The 25,692-nt window shown below is 47.1% G+C and carries 25 protein-coding genes and 1 pseudogene; 10 read left to right on the top strand and 16 right to left on the bottom strand.

Annotated elements, in window-relative coordinates:
- Positions 1 to 6: 6 nt before the first annotated feature.
- Positions 7 to 1,944, bottom strand: a complete 1,938-nt coding sequence (locus tag LHUE1_RS06170) for a pectate lyase-like adhesive domain-containing protein (RefSeq protein WP_390882701.1) — start codon at positions 1,942 to 1,944, stop codon at positions 7 to 9.
- A gap of 835 nt (positions 1,945 to 2,779) precedes the next feature.
- Between LHUE1_RS06170 and LHUE1_RS06165 the strand changes: the two genes are divergently transcribed.
- Complete coding sequence (locus LHUE1_RS06165; protein WP_049172944.1) at positions 2,780 to 3,355, top strand: GNAT family N-acetyltransferase; 576 nt, start codon at positions 2,780 to 2,782, stop codon at positions 3,353 to 3,355.
- 123 nt (positions 3,356 to 3,478) lie between these two features.
- Here the strand turns inward: LHUE1_RS06165 and LHUE1_RS06160 are convergent, their stop codons facing one another.
- Positions 3,479 to 3,775: a hypothetical protein gene (locus LHUE1_RS06160; RefSeq protein WP_049172946.1), complete on the bottom strand. Its 297-nt coding sequence runs from the start codon at positions 3,773 to 3,775 to the stop codon at positions 3,479 to 3,481.
- Positions 3,776 to 3,967: 192 nt separating this feature from the next.
- Between LHUE1_RS06160 and LHUE1_RS06155 the strand changes: the two genes are divergently transcribed.
- On the top strand, positions 3,968 to 4,942 hold the full coding sequence (locus LHUE1_RS06155; protein WP_217774432.1) for a ring-cleaving dioxygenase: 975 nt from the start codon (positions 3,968 to 3,970) through the stop codon (positions 4,940 to 4,942).
- Between the two features lie 7 nt (positions 4,943 to 4,949).
- Here LHUE1_RS06155 and LHUE1_RS06150 read toward each other — a convergent pair whose 3' ends face one another.
- Both LHUE1_RS06150 and LHUE1_RS06145 read right to left on the bottom strand, forming a co-directional pair.
- Entirely contained in the window at positions 4,950 to 5,273 is a 324-nt protein-coding gene (locus LHUE1_RS06150; RefSeq protein WP_049172951.1) for a DsrE family protein, read from the bottom strand.
- Positions 5,274 to 5,397: 124 nt separating this feature from the next.
- Entirely contained in the window at positions 5,398 to 6,855 is a 1,458-nt protein-coding gene (locus LHUE1_RS06145) for an NCS2 family permease (protein WP_049172953.1), read from the bottom strand.
- A 195-nt stretch (positions 6,856 to 7,050) separates the two neighbouring features.
- On the opposite strand from LHUE1_RS06145, the gene LHUE1_RS06140 reads away from it, so the two are divergent.
- The gene (locus LHUE1_RS06140) at positions 7,051 to 7,401 is read left to right on the top strand and encodes a YisL family protein (protein ID WP_049172954.1); all 351 of its coding nucleotides are present in this window, start codon (positions 7,051 to 7,053) and stop codon (positions 7,399 to 7,401) included.
- A 433-nt stretch (positions 7,402 to 7,834) separates the two neighbouring features.
- Here LHUE1_RS06140 and LHUE1_RS06135 read toward each other — a convergent pair whose 3' ends face one another.
- Both LHUE1_RS06135 and LHUE1_RS06130 read right to left on the bottom strand, forming a co-directional pair.
- Positions 7,835 to 8,050 carry a hypothetical protein gene (locus tag LHUE1_RS06135; protein WP_152902794.1) on the bottom strand — a complete coding sequence of 72 codons (216 nt, stop codon included), beginning with the start codon at positions 8,048 to 8,050 and terminating at the stop codon, positions 7,835 to 7,837.
- Between the two features lie 82 nt (positions 8,051 to 8,132).
- Entirely contained in the window at positions 8,133 to 8,729 is a 597-nt protein-coding gene (locus tag LHUE1_RS06130; RefSeq protein ID WP_049172957.1) for a hypothetical protein, read from the bottom strand.
- A 272-nt stretch (positions 8,730 to 9,001) separates the two neighbouring features.
- On the opposite strand from LHUE1_RS06130, the gene LHUE1_RS06125 reads away from it, so the two are divergent.
- Positions 9,002 to 9,901 (top strand): helix-turn-helix domain-containing protein, encoded by a 900-nt coding sequence (locus LHUE1_RS06125; RefSeq protein WP_049172958.1) that lies wholly within the window; start codon positions 9,002 to 9,004, stop codon positions 9,899 to 9,901.
- A gap of 67 nt (positions 9,902 to 9,968) precedes the next feature.
- On the opposite strand, the gene LHUE1_RS06120 is transcribed toward LHUE1_RS06125, so the two are convergent.
- Both LHUE1_RS06120 and LHUE1_RS06115 read right to left on the bottom strand, forming a co-directional pair.
- The gene (locus LHUE1_RS06120) at positions 9,969 to 10,970 is read right to left on the bottom strand and encodes a D-2-hydroxyisocaproate dehydrogenase (RefSeq protein WP_049172960.1); all 1,002 of its coding nucleotides are present in this window, start codon (positions 10,968 to 10,970) and stop codon (positions 9,969 to 9,971) included.
- 111 nt (positions 10,971 to 11,081) lie between these two features.
- Complete coding sequence (locus LHUE1_RS06115) at positions 11,082 to 11,573, bottom strand: methylated-DNA--[protein]-cysteine S-methyltransferase (RefSeq protein WP_049172961.1); 492 nt, start codon at positions 11,571 to 11,573, stop codon at positions 11,082 to 11,084.
- 193 nt (positions 11,574 to 11,766) lie between these two features.
- Here LHUE1_RS06115 and LHUE1_RS06110 point away from each other — a divergent pair, with 193 nt between their 5' ends.
- Entirely contained in the window at positions 11,767 to 12,852 is a 1,086-nt protein-coding gene (locus tag LHUE1_RS06110) for a D-alanine--D-alanine ligase family protein (RefSeq protein WP_010489984.1), read from the top strand.
- Positions 12,853 to 13,006: 154 nt separating this feature from the next.
- Here LHUE1_RS06110 and LHUE1_RS06105 read toward each other — a convergent pair whose 3' ends face one another.
- A complete protein-coding gene (locus LHUE1_RS06105; RefSeq protein ID WP_010489986.1) occupies positions 13,007 to 13,258 on the bottom strand; it encodes an MlaD family protein in 252 nt (83 codons plus the stop codon).
- A 160-nt stretch (positions 13,259 to 13,418) separates the two neighbouring features.
- Here LHUE1_RS06105 and LHUE1_RS06100 point away from each other — a divergent pair, with 160 nt between their 5' ends.
- Positions 13,419 to 14,486 (top strand): S66 family peptidase, encoded by a 1,068-nt coding sequence (locus LHUE1_RS06100; protein WP_277848278.1) that lies wholly within the window; start codon positions 13,419 to 13,421, stop codon positions 14,484 to 14,486.
- Positions 14,487 to 14,595: 109 nt separating this feature from the next.
- Positions 14,596 to 15,576, top strand: coding sequence for a phosphatase PAP2 family protein (locus LHUE1_RS06095; protein ID WP_277848277.1), 981 nt, complete (start codon positions 14,596 to 14,598; stop codon positions 15,574 to 15,576).
- A 426-nt stretch (positions 15,577 to 16,002) separates the two neighbouring features.
- Here LHUE1_RS06095 and LHUE1_RS06090 read toward each other — a convergent pair whose 3' ends face one another.
- Positions 16,003 to 16,428, bottom strand: a complete 426-nt coding sequence (locus tag LHUE1_RS06090; RefSeq protein WP_053091163.1) for a GNAT family N-acetyltransferase — start codon at positions 16,426 to 16,428, stop codon at positions 16,003 to 16,005.
- Between the two features lie 280 nt (positions 16,429 to 16,708).
- On the opposite strand from LHUE1_RS06090, the gene LHUE1_RS06085 reads away from it, so the two are divergent.
- From LHUE1_RS06085 to LHUE1_RS06075, 3 genes are all read left to right on the top strand, one after another.
- Positions 16,709 to 17,026, top strand: a complete 318-nt coding sequence (locus LHUE1_RS06085; RefSeq protein WP_275043036.1) for a HigA family addiction module antitoxin — start codon at positions 16,709 to 16,711, stop codon at positions 17,024 to 17,026.
- Positions 17,027 to 17,225: 199 nt separating this feature from the next.
- On the top strand, positions 17,226 to 17,510 hold the full coding sequence (locus tag LHUE1_RS06080; protein WP_390882700.1) for a hypothetical protein: 285 nt from the start codon (positions 17,226 to 17,228) through the stop codon (positions 17,508 to 17,510).
- A 195-nt stretch (positions 17,511 to 17,705) separates the two neighbouring features.
- Entirely contained in the window at positions 17,706 to 18,314 is a 609-nt protein-coding gene (locus tag LHUE1_RS06075) for a helix-turn-helix transcriptional regulator (RefSeq protein WP_049172966.1), read from the top strand.
- A gap of 1 nt (position 18,315) precedes the next feature.
- Here the strand turns inward: LHUE1_RS06075 and LHUE1_RS06070 are convergent, their stop codons facing one another.
- The 6 genes and pseudogenes from LHUE1_RS06070 to LHUE1_RS06045 form a co-directional block, all read right to left on the bottom strand.
- A complete protein-coding gene (locus LHUE1_RS06070) occupies positions 18,316 to 19,020 on the bottom strand; it encodes a hypothetical protein (protein WP_049172967.1) in 705 nt (234 codons plus the stop codon).
- Positions 19,021 to 19,203: 183 nt separating this feature from the next.
- The gene (gene nrdD, locus LHUE1_RS06065) at positions 19,204 to 21,387 is read right to left on the bottom strand and encodes an anaerobic ribonucleoside-triphosphate reductase (RefSeq protein WP_049172969.1); all 2,184 of its coding nucleotides are present in this window, start codon (positions 21,385 to 21,387) and stop codon (positions 19,204 to 19,206) included.
- Between the two features lie 471 nt (positions 21,388 to 21,858).
- The gene (locus tag LHUE1_RS06060) at positions 21,859 to 22,353 is read right to left on the bottom strand and encodes a hypothetical protein (protein ID WP_049172970.1); all 495 of its coding nucleotides are present in this window, start codon (positions 22,351 to 22,353) and stop codon (positions 21,859 to 21,861) included.
- A 628-nt stretch (positions 22,354 to 22,981) separates the two neighbouring features.
- Positions 22,982 to 23,101, bottom strand: a pseudogene (locus LHUE1_RS06055) (XRE family transcriptional regulator); the annotation flags it as partial.
- Between the two features lie 217 nt (positions 23,102 to 23,318).
- Positions 23,319 to 23,669: an ArsR/SmtB family transcription factor gene (locus LHUE1_RS06050; RefSeq protein WP_047106614.1), complete on the bottom strand. Its 351-nt coding sequence runs from the start codon at positions 23,667 to 23,669 to the stop codon at positions 23,319 to 23,321.
- Positions 23,670 to 23,735: 66 nt separating this feature from the next.
- Entirely contained in the window at positions 23,736 to 25,589 is a 1,854-nt protein-coding gene (locus tag LHUE1_RS06045; RefSeq protein ID WP_277848276.1) for a heavy metal translocating P-type ATPase, read from the bottom strand.
- Between the last annotated feature and the right edge of the window lie 103 nt (positions 25,590 to 25,692).

Genomic DNA, 25,692 nt, shown 5'->3' with positions numbered 1-25,692 from the left:
CCTTTCTTAATTTCCTGGCACGTCTTGCAACGACCAATCCAGTTCTCCCGAGAAGCTACCGATTTTTTGCTTTTCAATCGGCAGGGTCAATTTGAACCCGCGAGCCGAGCTATCAATGGCGGTATTCCATTCACTGCTAACGTCGCGTTCCGTGACGCCCACATTCACTTCAGCAAGAATCGCCTGACTGGATAAAGTTTGTTCCTGACCGGCCTGATTCGTATAGGTTAGGCACCGGGTCGCATCCACATTGCCGTTTTTAAACGGGCGCGCCATTCTAAGATAGAGCCGCGATTTTTGAGAGCCATTCGTGCGCGAATCTTCAATTTTCAAGCTGCCTTGAACCCGTGGCCGTAAGATTTGGGTTAATCCCGTGACCGTTTGACTACCAAAATCCAAATCCGGCACACTAATGACGGCTAGCTTGCCTGCTGGTTTCGGAACCAATTGCCGCTTTAATTTAAAAACCGAAGCATTGCCCACCTGGTTTGCAACATCAGTGGGAAGTGCCGTTGGTTGCCGACTTACATGCTTACCGTTAAAAATCCAATCATCGTCACCGGTTTGGGTTGTCAGTAATTGACCGTCAGCATGCACCCCGTACCCTTTTGTTTCTTGGTTAAAAGGTTCAAGCCGCACATTGGCCTTACTGGAAACCAAACCGGTGGGACTCGTTCCCCCGCATTTTCCGGTTTCAAGTGTTAATTCATCGGCGTTATCAAGCGTAATGGTGCCTTTCCCTTTCTTGAAGAAATCGCCATTGACGTTTTTTAAATTTGCTTTCGCTCCCGGCCCTAGATTGATACTGGAGTTACTATTGAAATTGGTTGCACTAACCGTTTCGGCTAATAACTGGCCATTTCTTTGAACATCGATGGTCAGATCATGGTTATAGAACATTAAGTTACCAGCGTTCGTTCTATTCGTCTTAACATCCAGAACCGCCTCTTCACCAATGACGATACGGTTGTTGTGGATTGCGCCGATGCCGGTGTAGACAAGCGCATTGGTGGTATCGACTTTCAACCGCGCTCGCTTCTTTAGTTCCAGATTCAACGGCCCGGTTGACGGCCAAAAGGTTCCCAGAACCTCGCCTTTGGCTAAGGTGATAGTGGTGTCCGAATCTTCTTCAAATAAAAAATTAGTGGCTTCGGCAAATTCCTGGATGAGGATTGACCCCGGGTTTTTCGTCGTATAAAAATTGTTTTTGCCTCTGAAAATAATCTGGTTACTTTTATCGCGAATGTGAATCGGTTGCGCCCCATAATCTGAGTAATAGTCGACATTTTCAATGATGATCTGACTGTTTTTAATACTATTGTCTGCCGGCGCAATGCCGTAGTAGTTATTAGCTGAATGTTTAACAGAAGCCTTGCCGATTTTAATATTTTTAAACGTAATCTGGATGCCACTGGCCGCGAAATAAATGCCGCGGTGCCAGTTTAGGCCGCCATTGTACATATAGGTGTATTTATGATCGCCATCAATGATGACCGACTGGCGAACCGGGATAGCGGCGGCGCCAATATTGATATCAGCGGTTAAGCGAATATGCGTTTCACCACTTTTAATGGCGGCTGCCAATTCTTGAGCAGTTCCTACTAGAAAAGGTGAGGATTGAGTGGAGCTTGTTGCTTGAACTGCTCTTTTTTGCCGCCGCTTCGGGGTCGCTGAGTCGTCGGCTTGATCAGTTAGCGCTTCGTGAGTCGTATCGCTCGCGATCGGCTGACTGGCAGACGCCGCGCTGGTGCTGCTCGCGATCGCTTGATTCGAACTCGTCGATGCTTCGCTACTTGTCTCAAGCTTGCTTTCGGCGCTAGTAGATGGCGCCTGTTGATCCGGTTGTGAAACCGACGCTTCATTTAAGACTGGGCTAGGTGTTGATGAAGCTGCCTGTGAACCGACATTTAATGTAAGTGGTTGCAACAGCATGACACCTGACAAAAGCCAAAAAAAAACTGTTTCATTTGTTTCACCCCTTTCTCAATGTTATTGATTATATAAGGCGATTCTGACGTTTGTCATTTTCAGTTTTTATTTATAGGCTTAAAAAATAAAAAAATAACGGCTAATCCCGTTAATTTCTTTGGTATACAAGATTTTAAAAATCAACTTGAAAACGGCGTCAATTTAATTCGGTTAGTCCGGTCAGCTGCGATCAATTTGTGAAATTGTTCTTTAATGGTTGCTAAAGAACATTTTCACAAATTACTCATAATCGTTAAAAACAAACCGCAAACCATTTCTTTTATAACGGTAGATAGGTGCGGTTCGTAAATCGGGTGGTAATGGTTCATGCCATTTACAATGGGCTCGTGTTGGGAGTGACGGCAAGGTGCCGGGGTGTTCCTTTCCCCATAACGCGTTCGCCAGCGCAGGGATCTGCGTGTAAGGACCTCAGGGACAATGGCCTAAGCCCGGGCCATTGTCCCTGAGGCCGCTTGCATCCCGGCTTCTAACTGGGCGTGACTTGCCTCTTTCTCCATAACGCGTTCGCCAGCCCAGAAACCTGCGTGTAAGGACCTCGGTCGCAATGGCCAAGACCGGGCCATTGCGACCGAGGCCACTTTTGATTTGGTTTCTGGATGCGTGTGACTTGTCCTTTCTCCATAACGCGTTCGCCGGCGCAGGAGTCTGCGTGTAAGGACCTTGGGCGCAATGGTCAAAGCCCGACCATCACGCCCAAGGCCACTTACACTCCGACTCCTAAGCGCGCCGGCTCACGCTCACCCTCTTTTATGGTAAGCTTACGTCATCACCATGATCATGGAGGAAAGCTATGCAGAGTTTTGAAAAGTACCATCCGATTATGTCGGTTCATTACACGATGGACTGGCTGACGACTTTTAAGATTAAAGACGTTTTTCAGCTGCGAGCTGATCAGCAGATTGCCGCGGAGTCCGGGCGTCAATTTGACCAAAGGATTACGGATACTGCGCGTTACATTAATCATTCGATGCGGCTGGTGATGAGTAATAATGCCTTGCTTTATGGCATTAAAGACCGGAGCACGAATGATTTTCTTGGCAGCTTCTGCATCTGGAACTTTAGCGAGAAGAAGACTGTTGCGCAGATTCGTTTTGAAACTTTAGCTGCTTATCAAGGGCAAGGCATTATGAGCGAAGTGCTTAAGCGCATGATCGGGTTTGCCTTTTTCGAGCTTGGCCTTAAGCGGGTTTATGTCATTTTGCCAGCAAGTAATGACCGCGCCGCGAAGTTATTAACCGACAACTTCTTCACGCAGGTTGGCGATTATCGGCATGAACGCACCCTCCCCGATGGCAGTAAGGTGCCGCTGGTTCGTTATGAACTCACGGCCGAAGCGGTGGCGGATAAAGAGGACTTTCATTTTTAAAGTGGCGTAGCTCTGATCAGATCAATCCAGCGACACTCAAAAAGCGATCCCCATGTCGGAGATCGCTTTTTGAGTAGTCTTTGTGCTTGGTCAGCTGTTATGCCGCTGATACCCTTCACACCGTTACGCTATGCCAATTGGGAAGCGGGCGATCATCACCATCAAGTAGCCTGCCAATGCCGGGATCGCGACGGCTGTACCGATGAAGCGGCTGAATCCGCATGATGCTCCTAACAGTCGCAGCCCTTCGACGATTGCGTCCATCAAGAAGAATGCAGCAGCGATGGTCGCAAACAAGGCCCCAGTCAGCACGCCAAAGTTGAAGAGCACGACACTGGCAGCCACGGCAACGACCGTGATCAATATTTCCATTTTCATCAACCGTTTATATTCATCCGGATTATCTAAAAAGTTAAACATGTTCGCCTCGGGCTCCTTTACCTGGATTTACGTTAATGAGGTGAGCATATCATGTCATCAGAGCCATAGCGCAGCCGGTCACAACATTTTGAAAAGAGCTTAATCAACTTAAGGAAAACGCAAGCCCTTGCAATTTGGTGGGCAGCATGGTACCTTTCACTTACTAAATATAAGCAAAAGGAAGTGCCCATCATGCCTAATCAATTAACCGGTTTACATCATTTAACCGCTATTACGTCAAGCGCACCACGGATTTTTCACTTTATGAGTGGTATTCTAGGCCTCCATCTCATTAAGAAAACCGTCAATCAAGATGATGTCCGCACCTATCATCTGTATTTTACTGATGACATGGGCACTCCGGGAACGGACATCACGTTTTTCGACTTCCCCGGCATCCAAAAAGCCCAGCATGGCAACAACGAAATTGCCCGCACCAGTTTTCGCGTGTCATCCGATGACGCCCTCAATTATTGGGTCAAACGGTTTGACGAGCAACGTGTGCGCCATGACGCGATCACCGAACTATTCGGCGCCAAAATATTACCGTTTCACGATTTTGATGGCCAACAATATCAGCTGATTAGCGATGAACACAACCATGGCATCCCTGCAGGTACGCCGTGGCGGCATTCACCCGTGCCGCCGGAGTTTGCGATCAGCGGCCTCGGTCCCGAGTACATCACCACCGATCACTATGAGGAACTCATCGGCATCATGACCGATCTACTTGGCTTTGAAAAGATCGCCAAAGACGGCCAATATACTTTACTTGAGCTAAATCACGGCGGTCATGGTGCGCAAGTGATCATTGACTATCAACGTCTGATTCCCGCTGCCTATCAAGGCTTTGGCGGTGTTCACCACCTTGCGTTTCGGACAGACGATCGCGATAGCCTGCACTACTGGATCAAAAAAATCGGCGGAGCCGGCTTGGATGCTTCCGGCTTCGTCGATCGGTTCTACTTTGCGTCTGAATATTTCCGCCCAATTCCTGAGCTGCTTTTTGAAATTGCTACCGATGGCCCGGGCTTCTTGCTTGATGAAACTTACGAACAAGCCGGCGTTCACCTTGAATTGCCGCCGTTTTTGGAAGATCAGCGCGCCGCCATCGAACGCAATCTAGTCCCATTCAACACGGAACCACAACCAGCTGAAAAACTTTAAGCTACTTTTACGGCTTAATATATGCATAGCCGGCCGTTTCTGCTTGCGCCAGCTTAACCACGCCAACCGGGACAATTGCCACGGTCGCCGGCAACTGCTTTTCATCCAAGTGACGTTGCGCTAGCGAGTTGTGGCAGGCAAAGAACTTCACCTGCGGATGGGCAGCAATGAAATCGACAACCTCCTGATCAAAATAAACGGTAATGCCATCGCCGTTCACCAGAACTTCCAGATCAGCATTTGGCTCAGCCGTCAAAAAGTTAGTCAGATTCGAAGCCAGATGGGGCCAGCGCCCAGTTGTATCTAAATGGAAAATTGCTTTAAGAGCCATTGTTAATCACCTCGAAATGAGCATAGCATAGATTCAGTCTTTCGCCGAGCGTCCAAAATAGCCCACGCTTTTGAACGCGTTCACGCAAAAACCACTGCCGCCTGACAGTGGTTTTTGCGTGCTTTTATAACGCTGCAAGAATGACAAAGTTCAAGATGAAGCCGACGGTGACTACGGCCAGAACCGGATGGATTTCCTTGGCTTTACCGGTGATCAGCTTGATCAGGCAGTAGAAGATGAAGCCCGCCGCAATGCCGTATGAAATGTTATAGACAAAGCCCATGACGATCGATGCCATGAACGCCGGAATGGCTTGTGACAGATCCTCCCATTCGATTTCCTTGAAGGTACTCATCATCATAATCCCGACCAGAATCAACGCCGGTGCCAACGCCTGTGTCGGCACAATGGCGATAAACGGCGCGAAAATCGAGCTAATCAGGAACATCCCTGCAACAACGACCGAAGTCAAACCGGTTCGACCACCGGCACCGATACCAGCGGCACTTTCAACATAAGTGGTGACGTTACTGGTTCCGAAGATCGACCCAACGCCCGTCGCAATCGAATCGGCGAACAGTGCCCGATCCATTTTCGATGAAAAGCCTGATCCTTCTTCCAGAGCGTGCTCATCGGCATCAGAGAAAATCCCGGTACGTCGGCCGGTCCCGATGAAGGTGCCCAGCGTGTCAAAAATATCCGAGAAACTAAAAGCAAAAATCGTCATGATGGACAACACGATTTTATCCGGATTCGTGAACAGCGAACCCATCCCCTTAGCCGAGAAAGCCGCGCCAAAGGTTGTTTGAAGCGATGCAAACGTGCTGCCAAAGGAATTTGCGGCACTGAGATGCAAATCGGTGACACCCATCGGAATCCCGATAATCGTTGTCAACAGAATCCCGATTAAAATTGCACCAGGCACCTTTTTGACATTCAAGATGACCATGATGACCAACCCGATCAAGGCCAACACGGCACCGGCCTGAGTGAAATTAACCAGTGCCGGCACAATCCCACCGTTTGAAACAACTGATTCAACCCCATGTTTGAGGGTCAACGCACCGGCCTTCAGTGGCTGACCATTAATCGTGTTAATGCTTGATGCTTCGGAGGTGAACTGCAGAAAACCGGCATTTTTGATCCCGATATACGCAACGAAAACCCCGATACCACCACCAATCGCATGTTGAATGGTTTCCGGAATCGCCACAATGATCAATTTCCGAATCTTCGTGACAGTGATCAAAATATTAATCACGCCACAGATGAAGACAAGCGCCAAGGCTTCCTGCCAGCTAAACCCAAGGGCGAAGACAACCGTGTACGTGAAGAAGGCGTTCAGGCCCATGCCCGGTGCCAAAGCATAAGGCACATTGGCGAACAATCCCATAACCAACGTGCCAACCGCACTCGCGATGATCGTCGCGAGGAAAACTGCCTGCGCCGGCATCCCGGTTTGTGATAGTACTTGAGGGTTAACGAATAAAATGTATGACATTGCAAAAAATGTGGTCAGCCCCGCCATGACCTCGGTCATCGGCGTGGTTTTATTTTGCTTCAAATGAAAAAAGTTTTCCATGACACGCTCCCCTAAACTTTGAATATGAAAAGTTTACCGAAGAACACATCAACTTGCAATAGAAAATACGTTTATTTTTCAAAAAGTCATCGTTAATGTTCGTGTTTTACTGGCAACACCCAAATATCGTCCGTTTTTTCAGAAAAAGCGGTATAGTGTAACTAATACTTTTGCTGATCTGAGGAGGTTTTCTTTATGTGGCTTTGGCTACATCTTATTTCATGGGCAGTGTTGGCAGTTGCAGCTGGGATTGCCATTTTCAGTCACACGCGGCAGTTTGTCATGTGGACGATGATCGCGCGAGTTTGTTACCTAGTTTCGATCGTGACTGGTGTGGTGTTGATGCGTTTCGCATTCGACCGCAACCCTTTGCTGACAGTCGTCAAAATTTTGTTGGCTATTGGTTTAATCGGTTTAATCGAAGTTGCCTTTGCAGGTAAAAAGCAACAGCACCTAAGTAAAGCCATCCTGTGGAGCGCGCTTGCTGCATTCGCACTGGTGACCGTTACGGGCTTTGTGCTGGCACAGTTCCGGCCGTTTGTTTGATTTGAATGTTGCCAACACATTCGAAAAGATAGTGACACAGAGTCATCACTAATTCTATTTAAAGCTGGCATATTAAAACGCGCCGCTTCCTAATCCACAGGAGGCAGCGCGTTTTGTCATGTTTAAGAATTAGATTTTTCCCTTTTGTCAAAGTGGTGCCCGAATGCGTATGCGACCAATGACCCAACGACAATAGAGCCAATGTTAATACTCCATGACAGCACGCCATTGCTTACCATTTTGGCTAGGCGACCGGTAAGTTCACCAAAAAGATAACCACCAAACGCGCAAATCCAAACGAGCTTTTTCGTTGTCATTTTTTTCTTAATCCAACCACTCTTTTCAGTTGCTGTGTGCTGCTCCTTTCAAGATCACGACTTTCCGTACACGAACTTCTTACAGAATGTTCGCGACATAAATCAACTTGTCATGTTCACAATTTGGAATTCTTCTTGTTTTCAAAATGGTTCCAGAGTTCATAGCCGGCCAGTCCCCCAACGGCAAGGGCACCAATTTTGATCGCCCACTCAAGCACGGAATTAGCTACCAAGTTGGCTAGATATTTAGCAATCACCCCAATGAGAGCACCGATAATCACACAAATCCCAACGAGTTTTGGTGTCGTCATTTTGATCTTAATCTTGGCCACCCCCACCATACATGAACGCTTTTTTCGCAACAGTCAATATTTTTATATTGGAAATCTGTAATGACAACTGCCTATTTTTGTCTTACTGCTGTCCGCAACTACTTAGAAGCAGATTCCCTTCACCTGTAGAACCAGGGTCATAATTAGTAAAATGCATCCAGATACCTCGTTCTGCTGAAAACTGATCAAGAATACCAGTCATAGACGATGTAATAAATACTGCTGATTTTTTTCCAACTTCTTCAACGTCAAGTACTGATGCAAGAGCAGTTGAAATAGCAGCTGTACCAGCGATCTTCGCAACAGTCACAAGTGCAGAGTTTATATATATGGTAATCCCATCACTTGTAACCTTCGCATAAGTTCCTCCTTGCCGAAGCAAACCACTATTCTCTATGCTGTCAATCGTTGCCTGAGGAATCTTGTTATAAGCAGTAGGATTTTTTGCCTTTAGTGTTTCGAGAACTTGCGAATCATCAATATACCTCGTCTTAGACTGATCTGGTAATACCGGATTATTCGGATCAATTCCAGAAGTGCTTGCTGTGTTAGACGCCACGTTTGATTTGCTCGGCGTTGTTGCCGCCGCAACGTGGTTAACCTCAATCTGACTAAAAGAAAAACCTGCGACTGATGCAAGAGCAACGATAGCTACAGTTAATTGCTTGGATTTTGCCATAATATCCTCCTATGCTTGGGCTACATCAATACGATTTGCAAAAGGATATGCCGCTTTCTATATTTTGCTTTCCTCTGTGTTTCAACATATTGATGCGTTTTCATTCAAAAATTTTTTCTTTAAATCTCATTCATTAATGGAAAGTCGCATACCTTCTTGACAAAAACTAAGTTATCACAAAAAGTTCACAGTTTTTATATATTTTCGTATTATAAAAGTATGTATAGGATTGCTAAAATACTTGCATATATGAAATTGGAGGCGCTTGCGCCATGACCGAATACACCAAAGGACAGCTTATTAAAAGCATACGTGTTTCTAGAGGCTTGCGAATTTCAGACGTTGCTGACAATTTAAGCATCAGTACAATCTCAAAGTTTGAAAATGGTCAATCCGACATTTCGTTAGAGAGCTTTTCCCAGTTACTCAAAAACCTGAAAGTAGACCCGGCAGAATTTTGCGAACTCCTAAGTGATTTACGGGAAAGTCAATTGCCGATCACTGACATTTCAAATGATTCTTTTGAAGACCGAATATCCCGATTATCGTTAGAACAAGATGTTACGGCATTGCACTCATATCAACTTCAACTTGAAAGACAGTATACGAAAACGAACGCACCTTTCTATAAATTAAGAGCAATCGTTGTGACCGCAACAATTATCAAAATTCAGCATCCCCATTCATTTCTTTCAAAACCAGACGCAGAACTCGTCAAAGCTTACCTTCTCCAGCAAGATACCTGGTATCGATTAGAATACATGGTCTACAATCACTGTGTGCCATTTATCCAGACAACCATTTTCGAGCAACTTTATCCCCGACTACTTTTAATTCACTTTTCGACAAAAAAGCATCAGAACCAACAAGATCTTTTTTCTGAAGCCCTTTATAAAACAGCCTCGTCGCTCTACCACCGACACAAGTATGCCGATGCGTTAACCGCGCTTGACCGGTTAAATGAACAACATTTGCCAGAAGCCTACTTTTTCATTCGTTTACAATCAAATCTTCTGAAGAAGCTTTGTCAGTTCAAGATAATGGGTTCTAAATTTGCCGAGGAAGATGTGAATTCGTTGTTAAAAGCAACGTCAAAAATCAGTCCGGCAATCGGTCAAAAGTGGCGAACTGCTTTTAATACGACACTTGAAGTGAATGTTGAAGATCATTAAAAATCAAAAACGTGCACGACTGACTGGCAAAGCCGCCAATGAGTCGTGCACGTTTTAACTTTGATCCTTACTTCGCCGGTGCCGTTACTTCCGTATTCGTCTCACCCTTGGTCAAAAAGTCAACCAGATTCTGCAGTGAGAAGTAAACCATGTTGTGCACCGCGGTTTCCGTGTAGTACGCGATATGTGGGCTGAGGACAACGTTTGGCATGCCGAGCAGTTCATCCCACAACGGATCCTCGAAGCTGCCGTGTTTGGCTAGGTTCAACAGATCTTCGGTTTCATATTCATAAGTATCAATGCCAACACCGGCTAGCTTGCCGGATTTAAGGTTACTGAGCATGGCCTGCGTGTCAATCAGGTTTGGCCGAGCCGTGTTGATCACGATAGCGCCGGGTTTCATCAAGTCAAATGCTGCTTCATCGATGATATGGGTATTTTGCTCGATACCGGGAACGTGAAGATCGATGATATCGCTTTGCTTGAAGAGCTCTTCCAAGCTGACATACTCGAAGTCCGGATGTTCGCCTTTCATTGGGTATGGGTCGTAAGCAATGACTTTGGCACCAAAGCCTTTAAAGAGTTTGATCGCAACCCGACCAATGTGTCCGGTGCCCATCACGCCGACCGTTTGCTGGCCAAGTTCCTTACCGATAAAGGTGCCGGCCTTTTCATAATCGCCTGCGTGCAGCTGTGCCTGAACCTTGCCCATGTTCCGCAACAGGTACAACGTATCGGTCAAGGCAAACTCGGCAATGGCCGCTGGTGAATACGCCGGAACATTACTTAGCCGGATGCCGTATTGCTTCATAGCCGCCATATCAACGTTATCGGTGCCGACGTTACGGATCGCCAGAAATTTGATGCCGTATTCATGCATTTTTTCAAAAACACCGGCTGCATAAGGCGTTGTTTGCAGCGAGTTGATCCCGTCAAAGCCTTTAGCCCATTCAACGGTATTCTCATCTAAGAACTCGGTATGATACTCAAGCGTGTTGCCGGTTTCCTTGGCCCACTGCTTGAAATATTGGATCTCGTCCACTCGCGCACCGTAAGCGATAATCTTCATGTCTCAATATCCCCTTGTTTTTAGTTTGTCTAACCCAGTATACAAGATCCTGATATAAAAATAGAACCTTTCGCATCGCCCTTTAAAAAATTATGGAAATTCCCGCTATGATCAAAAGAGTGGTCGTTCCCCTTGTTCAAGCGCCAGCAGCTTGCGTTTCAACGCTAAGCCGCCGCGAAAACCGCCTAACCCGCCGTCTTTGCGCAAAATCCGATGACAAGGAATCACCATCATAAGCGGGTTCTGGCCAACCGCATGCCCGACTGCCTGAAATGCGCGGTCGTGACCGACTCCTGCTGCGACCTGCGCATAAGTTCTGGTCGCACCATAAGGAATCGTTAGCAAGTACTGCCAGACAGCTTGCTGCAACGCGGTGCCATGAAAGGCTACCGGCACCGTCACTGCCTTCGTTTTTCCTGTGAGGTAAGCAGTCAGGGCGGTTTGAAACGGTTCCATCGCCTCGTCATTAAACTCAAACGGCCCGTCTACATAGTGCTCTGCTTCTTGCAAGTCAGCATCAGGCGACCCGACAAAAATAAGTTTCCCTTGATCAGCTACCAGTAAGTAACGATGCTGGGGCATTGTTAACCACGAATATTGCATGGTGACCTCCTTAGACTGCGCTCGTTAACACTGCTGCAGTCTTTTGCTCAAATTTAAGGCGATTCGAATTTTAGTAATCCCTTTCATTTCGGTTAATTTTACCGCAAATCCAAGCGCCGTTCTCGCCGGTTAGACCGGATTGTGCTAAACTGTAGTTTCTATCAAACTCGGATAATACGTGGAGGTACTATCAATGAAAATTGTCGTTTTAGCAGGCGGCCGGAGTACGGAACGCAATGTGTCGATTTCAAGCGGCTACCGGATCACAAACGCCTTGCGACAAAAAGGGCAGCAGGCCACCTTTATTGACCTGTTTCTAGGCTACGACCTCGAAGGAAAAACGGTCGACCAGGTTTTTGACGACGCCAACACCAGTAAGGATCTGAAGATTTCGGATGCCATCCTGACTGACGCTGACATCAATAAGTTACGGACAGATGGCAGCACACAGCTGTTTGGCCCGAATGTTTTAGCGATCTGCAAAGCCGCAGACATTGTCTTTTTGGCCTTGCACGGCGGTGACGGTGAGAACGGGAAGGTGCAGGCAACGCTGGATCTGAACAATGTCAAATATACCGGCTCCGGTCCGCTGGCTTCAGGGATGACCATGAACAAGGTCTTCAGTAAGGAGATCATGTTGTACCACGGGATCCAGACCGCTGCGTTTAAGGAATTCAAACGGAATCAGCCTGGCGAACATAAGGTGCCGTTTGATTTTCCGGTTGTCGTTAAGCCAACGTCTGGCGGTTCCAGTGTCGGCACGCACATCGCCCACAACCAGGAAGAATTGGAAAGTGGCATCGCTGACGTTTTCCGCTTCGATAACAGTGCGATTGTTGAAGAATTCACGCCAGGCCGCGAATTCTCGTTAGGCGTTGTCAACGGGCGCGCCTTCTCGGCCATTGAGATTAAAGTCCATTCTGGCTGGTATGACTTCAAGCACAAGTTCCAAGCCGGATACACCGACTTCATCACCCCGCCAAAAGATTTAGATGAAGACGTCCATCAGGCAATGAAAGATGTGTCGCTGCAAACCATGGATGTTTTGGGCTTACAAAACTATGGCCGCATCGATTTCTTTGCTAACGATAAAGGCGTATGGGTCATTGAGGCCAACAACCTGCCGGGCATGACGCCGCTATCGCTTTTGCCACAAGAAGCCGAAGCAGACGGTGTTGAATATGGCGATCTTGTCATGGACATTATTAATGGCAAGTTGAAACTGTATGCAGACGGGATGACTGAAGCCGGCATTATGACGGCCGCGTCAGCCGACTAGCTCATTTACATTAAAAAATCGGTCTTAACCACAATAACTCGCATGACGAGTCCTTGTGGGTTAAGACCGATTTTTTGCGTTACGCTTATTTTAAATGAATGTGGATGCTTATTCACATTCATCAAATAGTCGCGCCGCCGCCAATCCGCTGGCGTTATGACTTGCGTGGTGATTGCGGAAACTCAATGGTGTCACCGGGTTTGACCGGAATCGTGATCACTAATCCGGTGCACGGCTTGTCGTTAACATGGTGCGGATGATTGGCTTTTTCAATCGCGCGCACTCTGCCAATCCTTTTGCCATTAAGCCGAATCGGATCACCTGGTCGAATCCGTTCAATCGGCGGTGCAATCGTGATCACCGTGCCCCTTGCCCCAACCGTTGCGGCAGTTTGAATGGTATACATGATTTATCCCCTCGTTCACGCATTCACTAGCTACCCTTCGATCTTACCAGCATGCCGGGTAGAAACACAACTTTAACGAATCGCGAAAATCAATCCTGCTTGCATGTGCCTGACCTATCATGAATAATAGACTCAATCATTGCCAAAGGAGGCATGTTAAATGATCAAACCACCGAAGTTGCATCAACATGAGCAAGTTGCCATTGTCAGTCTAAGCGCAGGGACACTAGGGGAAGCCTTTGCCGCGCATCAACGGGAACTGGGGACCAAACGCCTTGAAGCAATGGGGCTGGTGCCGCGTTTTATGCCCAACGCTTTACGCGGACAGGCCTATTTAAAAGCGCATCCCGAAGCTCGGGCCGCTGATTTAAAGACCGCCATGACCGATCCGGACATCAAAGGCATTATTTGTGCAATCGGCGGCGATGATACTTATCGAATCGTGCCGTATCTACTTGATGACCCGGAATTTATTGAAGCGGTCAAAAATCACCCGAAAATTTTCACGGGATTTTCTGACACAACCATCGATCATCTCATGTTCTACCAACTGGGGATGACCACCTTTTATGGGCCAAACTTCCTGAACGATCTGGCCGAATTGGATAAGCAGTTACTGCCTTACACGGCAGCCAGTTTTCACCATTTCTTTGAAAACCCGGCGACCACGGCGATCACATCCAGTCCGACATGGTATGAAGAGCGAACCGATTTTTCCGCCGATCAGCTAGGCGTGCCGCGCAAAGCCCATCATGAGCAGCACGGCTACTTAACCTTACGCGGTCATGGCCGCATCACCGGTACCTTGCTCGGCGGGTGTCTTGATAGCCTTCACGATTTGCTATATCCTGTCCGCTACTCCGATGAGCCGCAAGTTGCCGAGAAGTATCACCTTTTCCCGCAATCCTGGGCAGACAAAATCCTCTTCATTGAAACCTCTGAGGAAAAAATCGATCCAACGACGTATCGTCAATTTCTACGGCATCTTGATGATCACAGTGTCCTGCAGCAAGTACGCGCCATTTTGGTTGGCAAACCGCAAAATGAAACTTATTTTACCGAGTACCAACAAGTGCTTTTGGACGTAACGGCTTCTTATCAAACGCCGATTCTATACAACCTCAACTTCGGTCACGCTTACCCGCGCACCATTTTACCGTACGGCTTAAAGGCAACCGTTGACTTTGACCAGCGGCAATTAACGATTGACGAACCCTACTTTGCCTGAGCCTCTGTAAATTTCGTATCGGTGACTTAAATGTTGCGTACAGGTCGCGTAAATCCCCCCATTTTCTGCAAACTCTGTGCTATTTTCAAAGTACAAGGGAGGTATAAAAATGGACCAAACGCAAAAGTTAAACGCTCCGATCCGTCAACATATTTTTCTGATTGTTGCTGGTATTTTACTTTTATTGTTAGCTACAGCGGCCGGTTTTGACTGGCAGATTTCACAAACCATTGGCGATATGAACGATCCGTTCGCCACACTCTTTCAAGATGTCGGTCTGTGGACAGCACCGCTGATTATTATGATCAGTTGCAATATTGTTTGTCACTATGCGCTGCGCTCTTCGCAACTTGCGTGGTACGTTCGCACGCTGATGGTTATTGGCAGCGTCATCTACGCCGGTTGGGAATTATGGGCCGGTTATCTGAAATATGCGATGACGATGGTAATCACATCGCTCAACGACATCAACGCAGGCAAGCCGATGGGAATGGCAAATTCCGATGGCAGCAAGCTTGCCTTGCCTGGTGCCACCAGTCTCATTCTGTTCATTGTGCTTTACGTTGCGGTTTTTGCCGGCAGTCAATATTGGCTCTCGCACAAAAGCGATGAACAGCTGCGTTACTTATTGAAGGTCGCACTTGTGGCCACCTTAGTCTGCATCATGTCCGATCAGATTGTAAACGCGATGAAAACCTTCTGGGGCCGCTTCCGTCCATACGAATTAAATGGCAACCCGGCGCACTTCACCAGTTGGTTCCATCCAAACGGGGCAAACGGCCACATGAGTTTCCCATCTGGTCATACGCAAACCGCCGCAACGATCCTCACCCTGACTTGGTTCGTTGACCGCGACAAGCCTAAGCGCCAACGCCTGGTTTTCTGGCTCACCTTTGCTTACGGCGCCATCATGGCCTACACCCGCGTCCGGATTCTTGCCCACTTCACCGGCGACGTCACCATGAGTCTGATTCTCACTTGGTCACTGATCTTAATTCTGGGTGCCGTGGCACAACTGCCGCTGGTTAATTGGGAAGCATTAACGGCCCACGCTAAGTCCAAAAAGTTAGACACTGAGCCGGCGTCCTGAAACTTGGGGTATCAGCGACGTCTTGCTCAGTTGAATTGTTTGTTTGGCCGCAGCCGGTAGCGTTGGTTGCGGTTTTTGTTTTGGGGTGGTGGTTGATGGAGACGGGGCATTAAGGAGCGTTTCTATTTAGGGCAATTGCGGGGTTGTCTTTTGCTTTCTATAACGCGCTCACCGGCGCAAAAGCCTGCGTGTAAGGACCTTGGGCGCAATGGCAAAGACCGCCATCACGCCCAAGGCCACTTACACTCCGGCTTCTGAACGCGCCGGTTCGCGCTCACAAAAAAATGGCGAGTCGCTTCGACCTTCTGAACGCTGACGCGCCGATCGTTACGAACTCACCGTGGTTTGGCACCGTGTTGGAGTATAGCACGGTTGGGGTTGTAAAAACAAGAGGTGCTGCGGACCGATACGCTATTCATCATAGTTCTACTCAGTAATTCGCAAATCTTTTTTTAAAAACATTTCCGTTACTTGAGCAGTTGGATACTCCAATCGGCCAAATTCAGTATAATGATTAGCCTTATAAAATTCAGGCCCTTGGAAATCAAATGTTTCCAAATGGACGATCTCACACCCAAAGGTTCGCAAATCTTCCTCAACTTTTTTTAGAAGTTGCGTTCCTATGGATTTGTGACGATACTTTTCATTTACCCACAAAGTGTCAATGTAACCAATCTTATACAAGGAAGCGTAACCTATGATGCCTCCGATTACATCCTGTCCCTCCAGCGCTGTATAACTAAAGACCACCGCCGGCCTTTCTTGGGTTAATGGATGCTTTTTTTCGTTATACGCTTCCAATCTGTCCTCAATATAAGCCTCTTGCTCATCTGTTGATTTTAGAATTTTCATACCCTGTCTCCTTTATAAGTGGAATTTTACAAATATTTTGAATCTACAGTTTGTCGTCAATAACTGCGAATAAGGTCCAGTCCCCTTGTACTTTGCCATCTAAAACAGATCTTATTCGGTTAGCTTTTACGTTATCAAGTAATTCTACCAGAATCCCTATGTTTTCGGAATCTAAACTGTCGATCAATAATCGGAGTGTTTCTTATTGCTTTAATTTCTCCACTACGCTTATAATCATCTGAGACAGCAGAAGCTTCATCTTTTATCATTTTATTAGGATATTTATCAAAAAGGGGGGTACCATGGAAAAATCCCAACACCAAAAATTAGCGAGATTTTAAAGCAAGAGTTCATGCTCCCATTCAATTTATCTGCGTACTCGCTAGCCAAGTCCCTTGGCATCCCGACTTCGCGCATTGAAGATATCCTACATGATTGCCAGCAGATTACAGCTGACACCTCAATTCGTTTGGGGCGTTTCTTCGGGGTATCGGACAGGTATTTTCTCAACCTTCAAAACGATATTGAGTTCAGGAATGCTGAAGCGGAACACGGAAATGAGTACAATGCCATTCGTAGGTATCAAATCCGCGATTAAAGGTTTGATGCCCAACTTTTCAGCAACGTCTTTACTCGAGGCACCGCGGCCTTCAGGCAATCCTTAGCTGTCATCTGATTCTGTCAAATCGCAAATTGTTGACAGTTGATTAAAAGCGTTTTTACAATAGCGGTATCTTTAAAAGAAAAGAACTTCGAAAGTCACGTCATGGTCATTAGAAAAGTAGATGGTGGCAATCATGGTATCAAAGGACGAAGTAGTTCAAGCAATGGAACGTCTCAATAGTGCGTTGGCAGAATCTCATCCCAATTCCGAAACGGCCAAATATGTTCTTCAAACCTTGAAAGATATAAAGAAAAGTGAGGGCGTCTCTTTTTACGCTACCCTCCAAGCATTTTTCAACATGGGGCCAAGTATTAAATTATCTGACGACTTCGTGTTTAGCGAAACAGAGAAGGCGCTGTGGGACAAGATCTTTTCTTTCAAACAACTTGGCAATAACCTCTGGGGCGCGCATCTTTAAACAGAACCTTGTCATACGGCTGATCGGCTCACAAGATTGTGGCATCTATAATCTTGTGAGCCGTTTTTGTGTTGGTTAAACCAGCATTTCCCGGGCAATAATTACTTGTCTCGAATGACGAGCTCGTGCGGATGCTTATCTTCCTTGTGATTTCCGATGGCGTCTGCCACAATCAGACCAAGCGAGGTGAACAATTTGAATTTTTCAAAGCAGCTTCAACAAATCCGCACTGCCCATCATATGACTCAAGCCGAACTTGCCCATGATCTTAATGTCTCACGTCACACCGTCTCCAACTGGGAAAACGAGCGCAACTTGCCTGACTTGGAGATGGTCACCCGCATTGCCCGGATATTTGACGTCTCCCTTGATCATCTTATTCTGGATAATCCACAGTTGAAGAAGAAATTGATCAAAGATAGTACGGTCAATCATTGGCAAACTGTGATGGCTGTCTTAACCACAGTTGTTGCCATTCTGATTGGCATGGCAACAACGACGCTTTTTGGATTCCACCCACACTGGCTGACGCAAGCCATCTGGTGGTTACTTACTGGCACCACTTTAGTTTGGGGACATTTTATCGCCCCAAAAACAGTCGACATCTTCGCCGACTGGTCAGTTTTATCCCGCCGGCTCACTGCACTTGGCTTCAGCTTACTTGGTCTCACACTTTTAATCACGGGATTGGCCATTGTCTGGTATCGCGGTATTAGCCTTGACATCATTTTGGTTATTGTCGGGAGCCTGTTCATGCTGATCCTGACAAAGCCAATTTGGCCGCAACATCAGCCTGCCAAGTAAATCAGGATCCCCGATATACCTTCTCAGTCGTCCAATCGCCATCCATACTCTCAAGCGTGACCACAATCTGCTTGACCGGATGATAGATGCGCTTGGCCTGCCCCTTAGGAATCATTAAAGCCGCAGTGAACGTTTTAGATGGATTGACAAAGCCCAGTCGCGTGTAGTTCCGGTCTTTTAACCAAAAACGATAACCGATTAAAGCAGCGTGATCACCCGAGCGCGTTGTCCCTGTGTAGCGATAAATCATACCCTGCCATTTAAAATAAACGCTGTTGGCATTCCGCCCCAAATAAGTCACAGGGGCGGTGACTTGCCGGTGTGCATACATGGGCAATGTTTTAAAAGCCGGATACTCATTTAGTCCTTGGTACGCTTCAATGGCGCTATCAGGAACTGGCACAAGTCGGAAAAAAGAGGCTTTTTTGACTCGTATTTGGGGCGTGATTTGCTTCGCCCACTGATTGAACTGGACATTCGCGGCGCTGGTCGTCCGAACCCAGCTGTACCTGGCCAACCCAAGACAGATAAAAATAAACGGTACAATAACTGCCCATTTCCATTTCAACCGATTCGGAACATAAACGCCAATGATTACAATATGATTCACAATGAGTAAAATGACAACGATAGCGAAAAATAGCCAGCCATTGTTCCATTGCTCGGCTGACTGCCACTGACTGGCGGTAAATGCATTGGCAACCATGCTGCACCTCCCGACTCGTTTGTCTTCCTCAAAATAGCGCTTCAATCTAACAATTAATTGCTTTGCATTTTACACGCAGTCAAATAAAATAAAAAGTCGCAGGTCTCATTTCAGCCAACATAAAACGGCGATCGCAGGAAACTTCTCGCGATCGCCGTTTTAATATGCTGTTGCTATTTCATCCTACTTGTCACGCCGGTTAGCCACCTGATTCAGGCTAAACGTGATATGTTTCTTCCGGTGGATAATTTCTTCCTGGCGACCGTGAACCATCGGCCGCTTGTTTGGATTGCCGAGGTAGCCGCAGAGGCGCTTGACCACATCGCAGGTTGCCGGGTCGTGGTTGCCGCATTCCGGGCATTCATAACCTTTCGCTGTCGCCGTGAATTCACCCTTGAAGCCGCACTTGAAGCATTGATCAATCGGCGTGTTCGTGCCGAGATAACCAATCTTATCGTAGGCATAGTCCCAAACTGCCTCAAGTGCTTTCGGATTCTGTTTCAGGTTCGGATACTCACAGTAGTGGATGAAGCCACCGGCACTATACTGCGGATAATCCTTTTCAAAATCGAGTTTCTCAAACGGGGTCGGTGATTTGCGGACATCATAATGGAAGCTGTTGGTGTAATATTCCTTGTCCGTAATGTCTTTGACGATCCCGAATTTCTTGGTGTCGTCGCGGCAGAAGGTATCGGTGAGCGACTCACTCGGTGTGCCGTAAACCGAAAAATGATAGCCGTACTGCTTTTCCCAGGCTTTGCAATGATCGTCCAACGCCTTGACGATTGAAACGGAAAACGCCTTGGCTTCGGGATTCTTTTCCCATGCTGAACCATAGAAAACCGTGCCGACTTCGTATAAGCCGATGTAACCAAGCGATACCGTGGCGCGGCCGTTTTTAAATAAATCATCGACGCTGTCTGTGTCAGCCAAACGCTTGCCAAATGCGCCGTACTTGTAAAGAATCGGGGCACTTTCCGGCGTCGCCTGTTTGGTGCGCTCGATCTTATACAGCAGGCCTTCCTTGCAAATACGCATCCGTTCTTCAAAAATCTTCCAGAACTTGTCCTTGTCGCCTTTGGACTCCATGGCAATCCGTGGCAGATTGACCGTGATCACCCCAAGGTTCATCCGGCCGGCGTTGACTTCTTTGCCGGTCTTGGGATCGGTCCAACCTTGCAAAAAGCTGCGGCACCCCATCGGCGCTTTGAATGAGCCGGTCAGCCGCTTGATGGTATCGTATGACACGACATCTGGGTACATCCGTTTGGTGGCACATTCGATGGCCAGCTGCTTGACGTCATAGTTGGGGTCTTCCGGATTGAGGTTCAGTCCGCGCTTCAACGTGAAGACCAGCTTCGGGAAAATCGCGGTACGGCGCTCTTTACCCAGACCAAGAATCCGAATTTTCAGAATATCCTTTTGAATTTCCCGTTCGATCCAGCTGGTGCCCAATCCAAAGCCAACGGTGACAAAAGGCGTCTGTCCTTGCGTCGAATAAAGGGTGTTGACCTGATATTCCAACGTTTGCAAGGCATCATAAATATCCTTCTTGGTCTGCTTCACAGCCAACGCTTTCAATTGGGCCGGATCATCAATCACATCGCCGAATTCCTTTAGATGTTTCTGATAATTTTTCTCGGCAAACGGGGCCAGCACCTGATCCGTGCGATCACTGGAGCAACCGCCATATTGGCTGGAAGCCACATTCGCGATAATCTGGGTCATCTGGGTCACCGCCACCTGAATCGAGTGGGCCGGCTCTACTTCGGCGTTACCAATGCAAAAGCCATGATTCAACATGTAGTCAAAATCAATTAAGCAGCAGTTGGTTTCTGCCATAAACGGGGTGTAATCAAGGTCATGCCAATGAATATCGCCACGCAAATGGGCATTGGCCACAGCGGGCGGCAACATTTTCAGCCCGACCGCCTTAGCCACAGCACCGGCAGTGAGATCGCGCTGGGTCGAGAACACGCGGCTATCCTTATTGGCATTCTCGTTCACCACGCTCTTGTCACGATTGACAAGCTTCGCCACATTGTAATTGACATCTTGCTTCTGCTTACGCGCCAAATCCCGCTTCAGCCGATATTGCGTATACGCCTCGGCCCAGTCATACTTCTCGGCTGCAATCAGCGTCTGCTCAACCACCGTCTGAACCTCGGCGATTTCAACATCATCATGATAGCGATCGCGAATTTTAGCCGTCACCGTATCCGTCAAGTGATCAATCGTCAGCACATCACTGGGTGACAGCTCTGCCACGCTCTCCGCCGCCTTTGTAATCGCGGTGCTAATCTTGCTCGCATCAAAATCAACGATGCGCCCGTCTCGTTTCTTGATTTGTGTATAAAATTCAATCATGGCTAATCCCCCAGTACACTGACTTGTTCCACTTGCATCAATACATATAGTATACAGGATTTTCCTTCAAATGAAAGCACTAAACCACTAAATTTGGTGGGTAATGGCACAATACTATACATGATATAGTGGTTTTGCATCATTTGATTGTCAGCGATCGATTTTTAAAATAACGGCTCATCCGTCTCAGAACATAACAAACTCGCATAACTGCGGCTTTATCGTGTCATCAAAAAAGGCGGCCGTTCCGCAAGACGATCATTCATCGTCCTGCAAACCGGTCGCATCTCGTTTTAAAGCCCGCGATGGTCCTGATTTGATGCTGCTTGGCAAACCGTTCAACGCCGTCAACTGAAAGTTAGCCCACACCGGCTGGATTCAGGATCACAAGCTCAAAGGCTTCGGATCAATTTTCTTTCTCAGCTTGCGCATAAATAAAGTCAGAATTCAAACAGTCTATACATTTTTTAATTATCCCAACTGTCTTTTTTCATCAAGTCTTGTATGCAGTTGTAAAAGTGCAAATCTGGCAATCGGCTGTGCGATACACATTTCAACGAATAATGAAATAGCAAAGTTTCTGGGCCACTTATAGAAAAACATCTGTATCGGTTCTAAGGTGATAGCGCGTGTCCCAATCCATGTTCCGATTACAGTCAGAAAAACAGACATCATCAATACTGTACATAAAATATTCACGACAATATGAGAGCGGAAACTGTCGTCTTTCGCCGCAATCAGAGCTGTCATTTTTTCTGCCGGTATATAAGTAATAAGCACAATAACAATCACACTCAGCCAGATAAACGGAAGTATCGTCAGTACGTCTCGCCACACATAAAGGTGAAATCCTGACTCAAAAAAGGTAATAAGCGGCGCGATAATATTTACAGAGACAATAGAAACAATCCCCATAAATAGTGCAAATTCTTTTTTGTTACGTGGTAATTTCATGTAAAAATCCATCTTTATACTTCCTCCTAAAATCAAAAAGTGCAATAGAAAAACGGCTCAGACAATACAAGATTTCCGATATTCGAGACGCTTTGGCAAAAAATCCGACAAATAAAAAACAACGTAGAAACATCAAAATTCTACGCTGTCCGCTGTTTGACTCCTTAATTCTACCAAAGGTTTTCTTCTATTATCAATTAAAAGATCAGTTCGAATGTTTTCCGACTATCGGTGTATTGTATTTCCCATATCAGGAATAACTGGGCCGCCATCCCCTCGTTTTTACGAGAGGATTTTATGGTTTATATGATTTCCTCTAGATATTCCTTATGTTTCTTTACTTCTCCATATAATTGCCTTGATGGCATATTCATGGTCATAATCCTCTTTCAAAAGGAAATGCAAGATCTGTGTTGAATACACGCCGATTTAGTCTTTTTCATCTCATTCCTCCCACACCTTTAATAGCTATATTATAACGCAGCATTTTATTTCTCGTAAGTTTTAATTTTGTTTTTTTTGCGTTTGTAGATCTATACGAGTCGGTCTTTGTGCGGTATCTTGCAGCATCATAGTATGTTCTTTTATATGCAAAAAGGTATTTCATGAGTTGTTTCTAATGTCCTTTTGCTCGGGGAACTCCTGGGTCCCACGTTGAAACTAACGCCTTCAAACTACCAATAAAATCTGCCAAAGCCTGCTGGGTAATGCCCGTCTGTTCCCGATAAGTGCTGATCACAGCCCCCGCATTGATTACCATTTGGCCTCCTCTTTTCTGGCTTCTATTCTCACTGTAAGGGCGCACATCATCGCTGTATATCGAGGCTCTGTAAACTTATGGCCGTTAAAGTCAACCATCAAGATACTTTTGGGTAACAAAAAAGCCCCAGACAAAGACCTTCGTTTGAAGGCATTTGTTTGAAGCTACTGGTTTGTTTCAACTTTATACTTGACTAGTTGTTCTGAGGCTCTAACGGTCAGCTAATTTGCCCATGCTGTTTCTCTTCTATATGCGCCTTAGTCAGCTCATAAATCTCCAAAACATGATCATCGACCAAGTGGTAATAAATCTGCTTGCCCGAGCGATCGCCCACAACGAGGCGCGTCTGTTTCAAAATTCGCAACTGGTGCGACACGGTGGATTGGCCAAGATCTAACATGGCCGCAAGCTCGTTGACCGTGATGGGTCCCTTGGCAATGGCCAAAATAATCCGCATCCGGGTAGGGTCACTCATAGTTTTAAAGACTTCGAGGATATCACGTAAACCCTCATCGTCGGGAATGTCACTGTCGCTGGCGGCAGTTGTATGAACATCATTGGTTGTCATCTGCATGGCTCCTTACGATACTTAAGGCCATTTTAGCAGACTTTTGTATCGAAGGCGGTTTTTGCCTTAAGGTTTCTGCGGCAACAATAAGCGCAACCCATTTAAAATCACAACCAAGGTGCTGCCTTCATGGAAAACAACGCCCCAGGCAATGTTAGTGAGTTGCAACACGTTCAAAATGACCAACATCACCACGACTGCCATTGAGAATAGCAGATTTTCAATCACAATCCGGTTCATTTTAGCGGATAAGCGGTGGGCAAAAGCTAAGCGGGACAAATCGTTTTTAACCAGCACCACATCAGCCACGTCAATAGCCACGTCCGTACCGGAGCCCATGGCGATGCCCACTTCGGCATTGGCCAACGCCGGGGCATCATTCACGCCATCGCCGACCATCGCAACTGGCCGCATCTTTTCCTGCAACTGTTTGACGATGGAGACTTTTTGCTCTGGCATCACATCGGTCACAACTTGTTCGATGCCCAAATCGGTGGCCACTGCTTCGCCGGTTTGCTTGCCATCCCCGGTAATCATCACCGGCTGAATGTCATGGTGCTTCAAGTAAGCAATCGCGGCTTTGGCACTGCTTTTAGCTTGATCCATTAAAGCGATTAAGCCAACAACTTGCCGATCAATCGCCACCAAGACCACTGTTTTCCCTTGCTGGCCCAGTACCTTGGCGCGCTGCCGATAGATCGGATCGACACGCGCGAACCGCTGCGGCTTGCCGATCGTGTAAGTGTGCCCTTGATACTCGGCGGTCAGCCCTTTGCCGACTTCATTGCGCACGGATTCAAGCACCAAATCACTTGCCGGAAAATGCGCAACAATCGCCGTCGCCAGCGGGTGGTTACTTTGTTTCTCCATCGCAGTGATGATCGCCGTCAATGCCGCCTGATCCACATGCGGCGCAAACTCACTGTTGGTCACCACCGGCCGGCCTTCTGTTAACGTCCCGGTTTTATCAAACGCAATTGCTTTAAGCTGGGTTAAATTCGCCAGATAACTGCCACCTTTGAAAAGTACCCCATGACGAGCCAAGTTCGAGATGCCCGATAGCGTTGCCGGGACGGCACTAGCTGCCAAAGCACATGGCGACACCGCCACCAAGAAGACGATGGTTCGATAAACACTGGTCATCCACGACCAATGCAGCAAGAATGGCCCTGCTAAGAAAACAATCGGCAGCGCCACCAAGACTGCTTTGACGTAAATCGGCTCGAACCGCTGAATGACACTCGCCATTTTGGTCGGCGACTGTTGCGCCGCCTGAACCATCTGGATAATTTTGGCGAAGACCGTTTCGTCGCTTTTCTTCGTCACGCGCATGTCAAAGGTTGATTGGCCGTTAATCGTCCCACCAAACACCTCATCGCCGACCTGTTTCTCGCGCGGAATACTTTCGCCGCTGATCGCCGATTCATCGAGACTCGCCGTTCCGGCAACAATCACGCCATCTGTCGGCACCTGGGCCCCGTTAAGAATCTGCAGGCGATCGCCAATTTCAAGTTCAGCAACTGGCACAACTTCAAACTCGCCATCATGTCCATAGCGTCGGGCCTCAAGTGGTGCCATTGCCAAAAGTGCGGTAATCTCTTTGCGGCTTTTATTCTCCACATATTCCTCAAGAAAATGGGCACCGGCAAAAATCAAAATCAGCATCGCGGCTTCCTCAAAACTGCCAATCGCAATCGCCCCGATCGCAGCCAATGCCATGAGAATATGGATATTCGGCGAAAAGCGATGCTGCGCTTTTGAAGCCTGAATCGTTTGAACCACGCCTTCCGCAATGACGTGATAACCCGCAACCACAGCCGCCAAAATAAGCAGTGTTGCCCGCGGCAGAGGCTGACTTATCCATAAACCGCCGATAAAAGCAATAACACCAAATAAATACAAGCCAATCGCTTTCGTCATATCGAATCATAACCACCTTTATATTTTATGTTCATATGAGCATTCGTTCATATGTTACTTTGAATATACCGGCTTCTGGCATTGATGTCAATTGGAATTTTTA

Source organism: Lacticaseibacillus huelsenbergensis (assembly GCF_029726355.1).
GTDB lineage: Bacteria > Bacillota > Bacilli > Lactobacillales > Lactobacillaceae > Lacticaseibacillus > Lacticaseibacillus casei.
The sequence above is the reverse complement of the archived record's forward strand: the minus strand, read 5'-3'. Positions and strand labels throughout refer to the sequence as shown.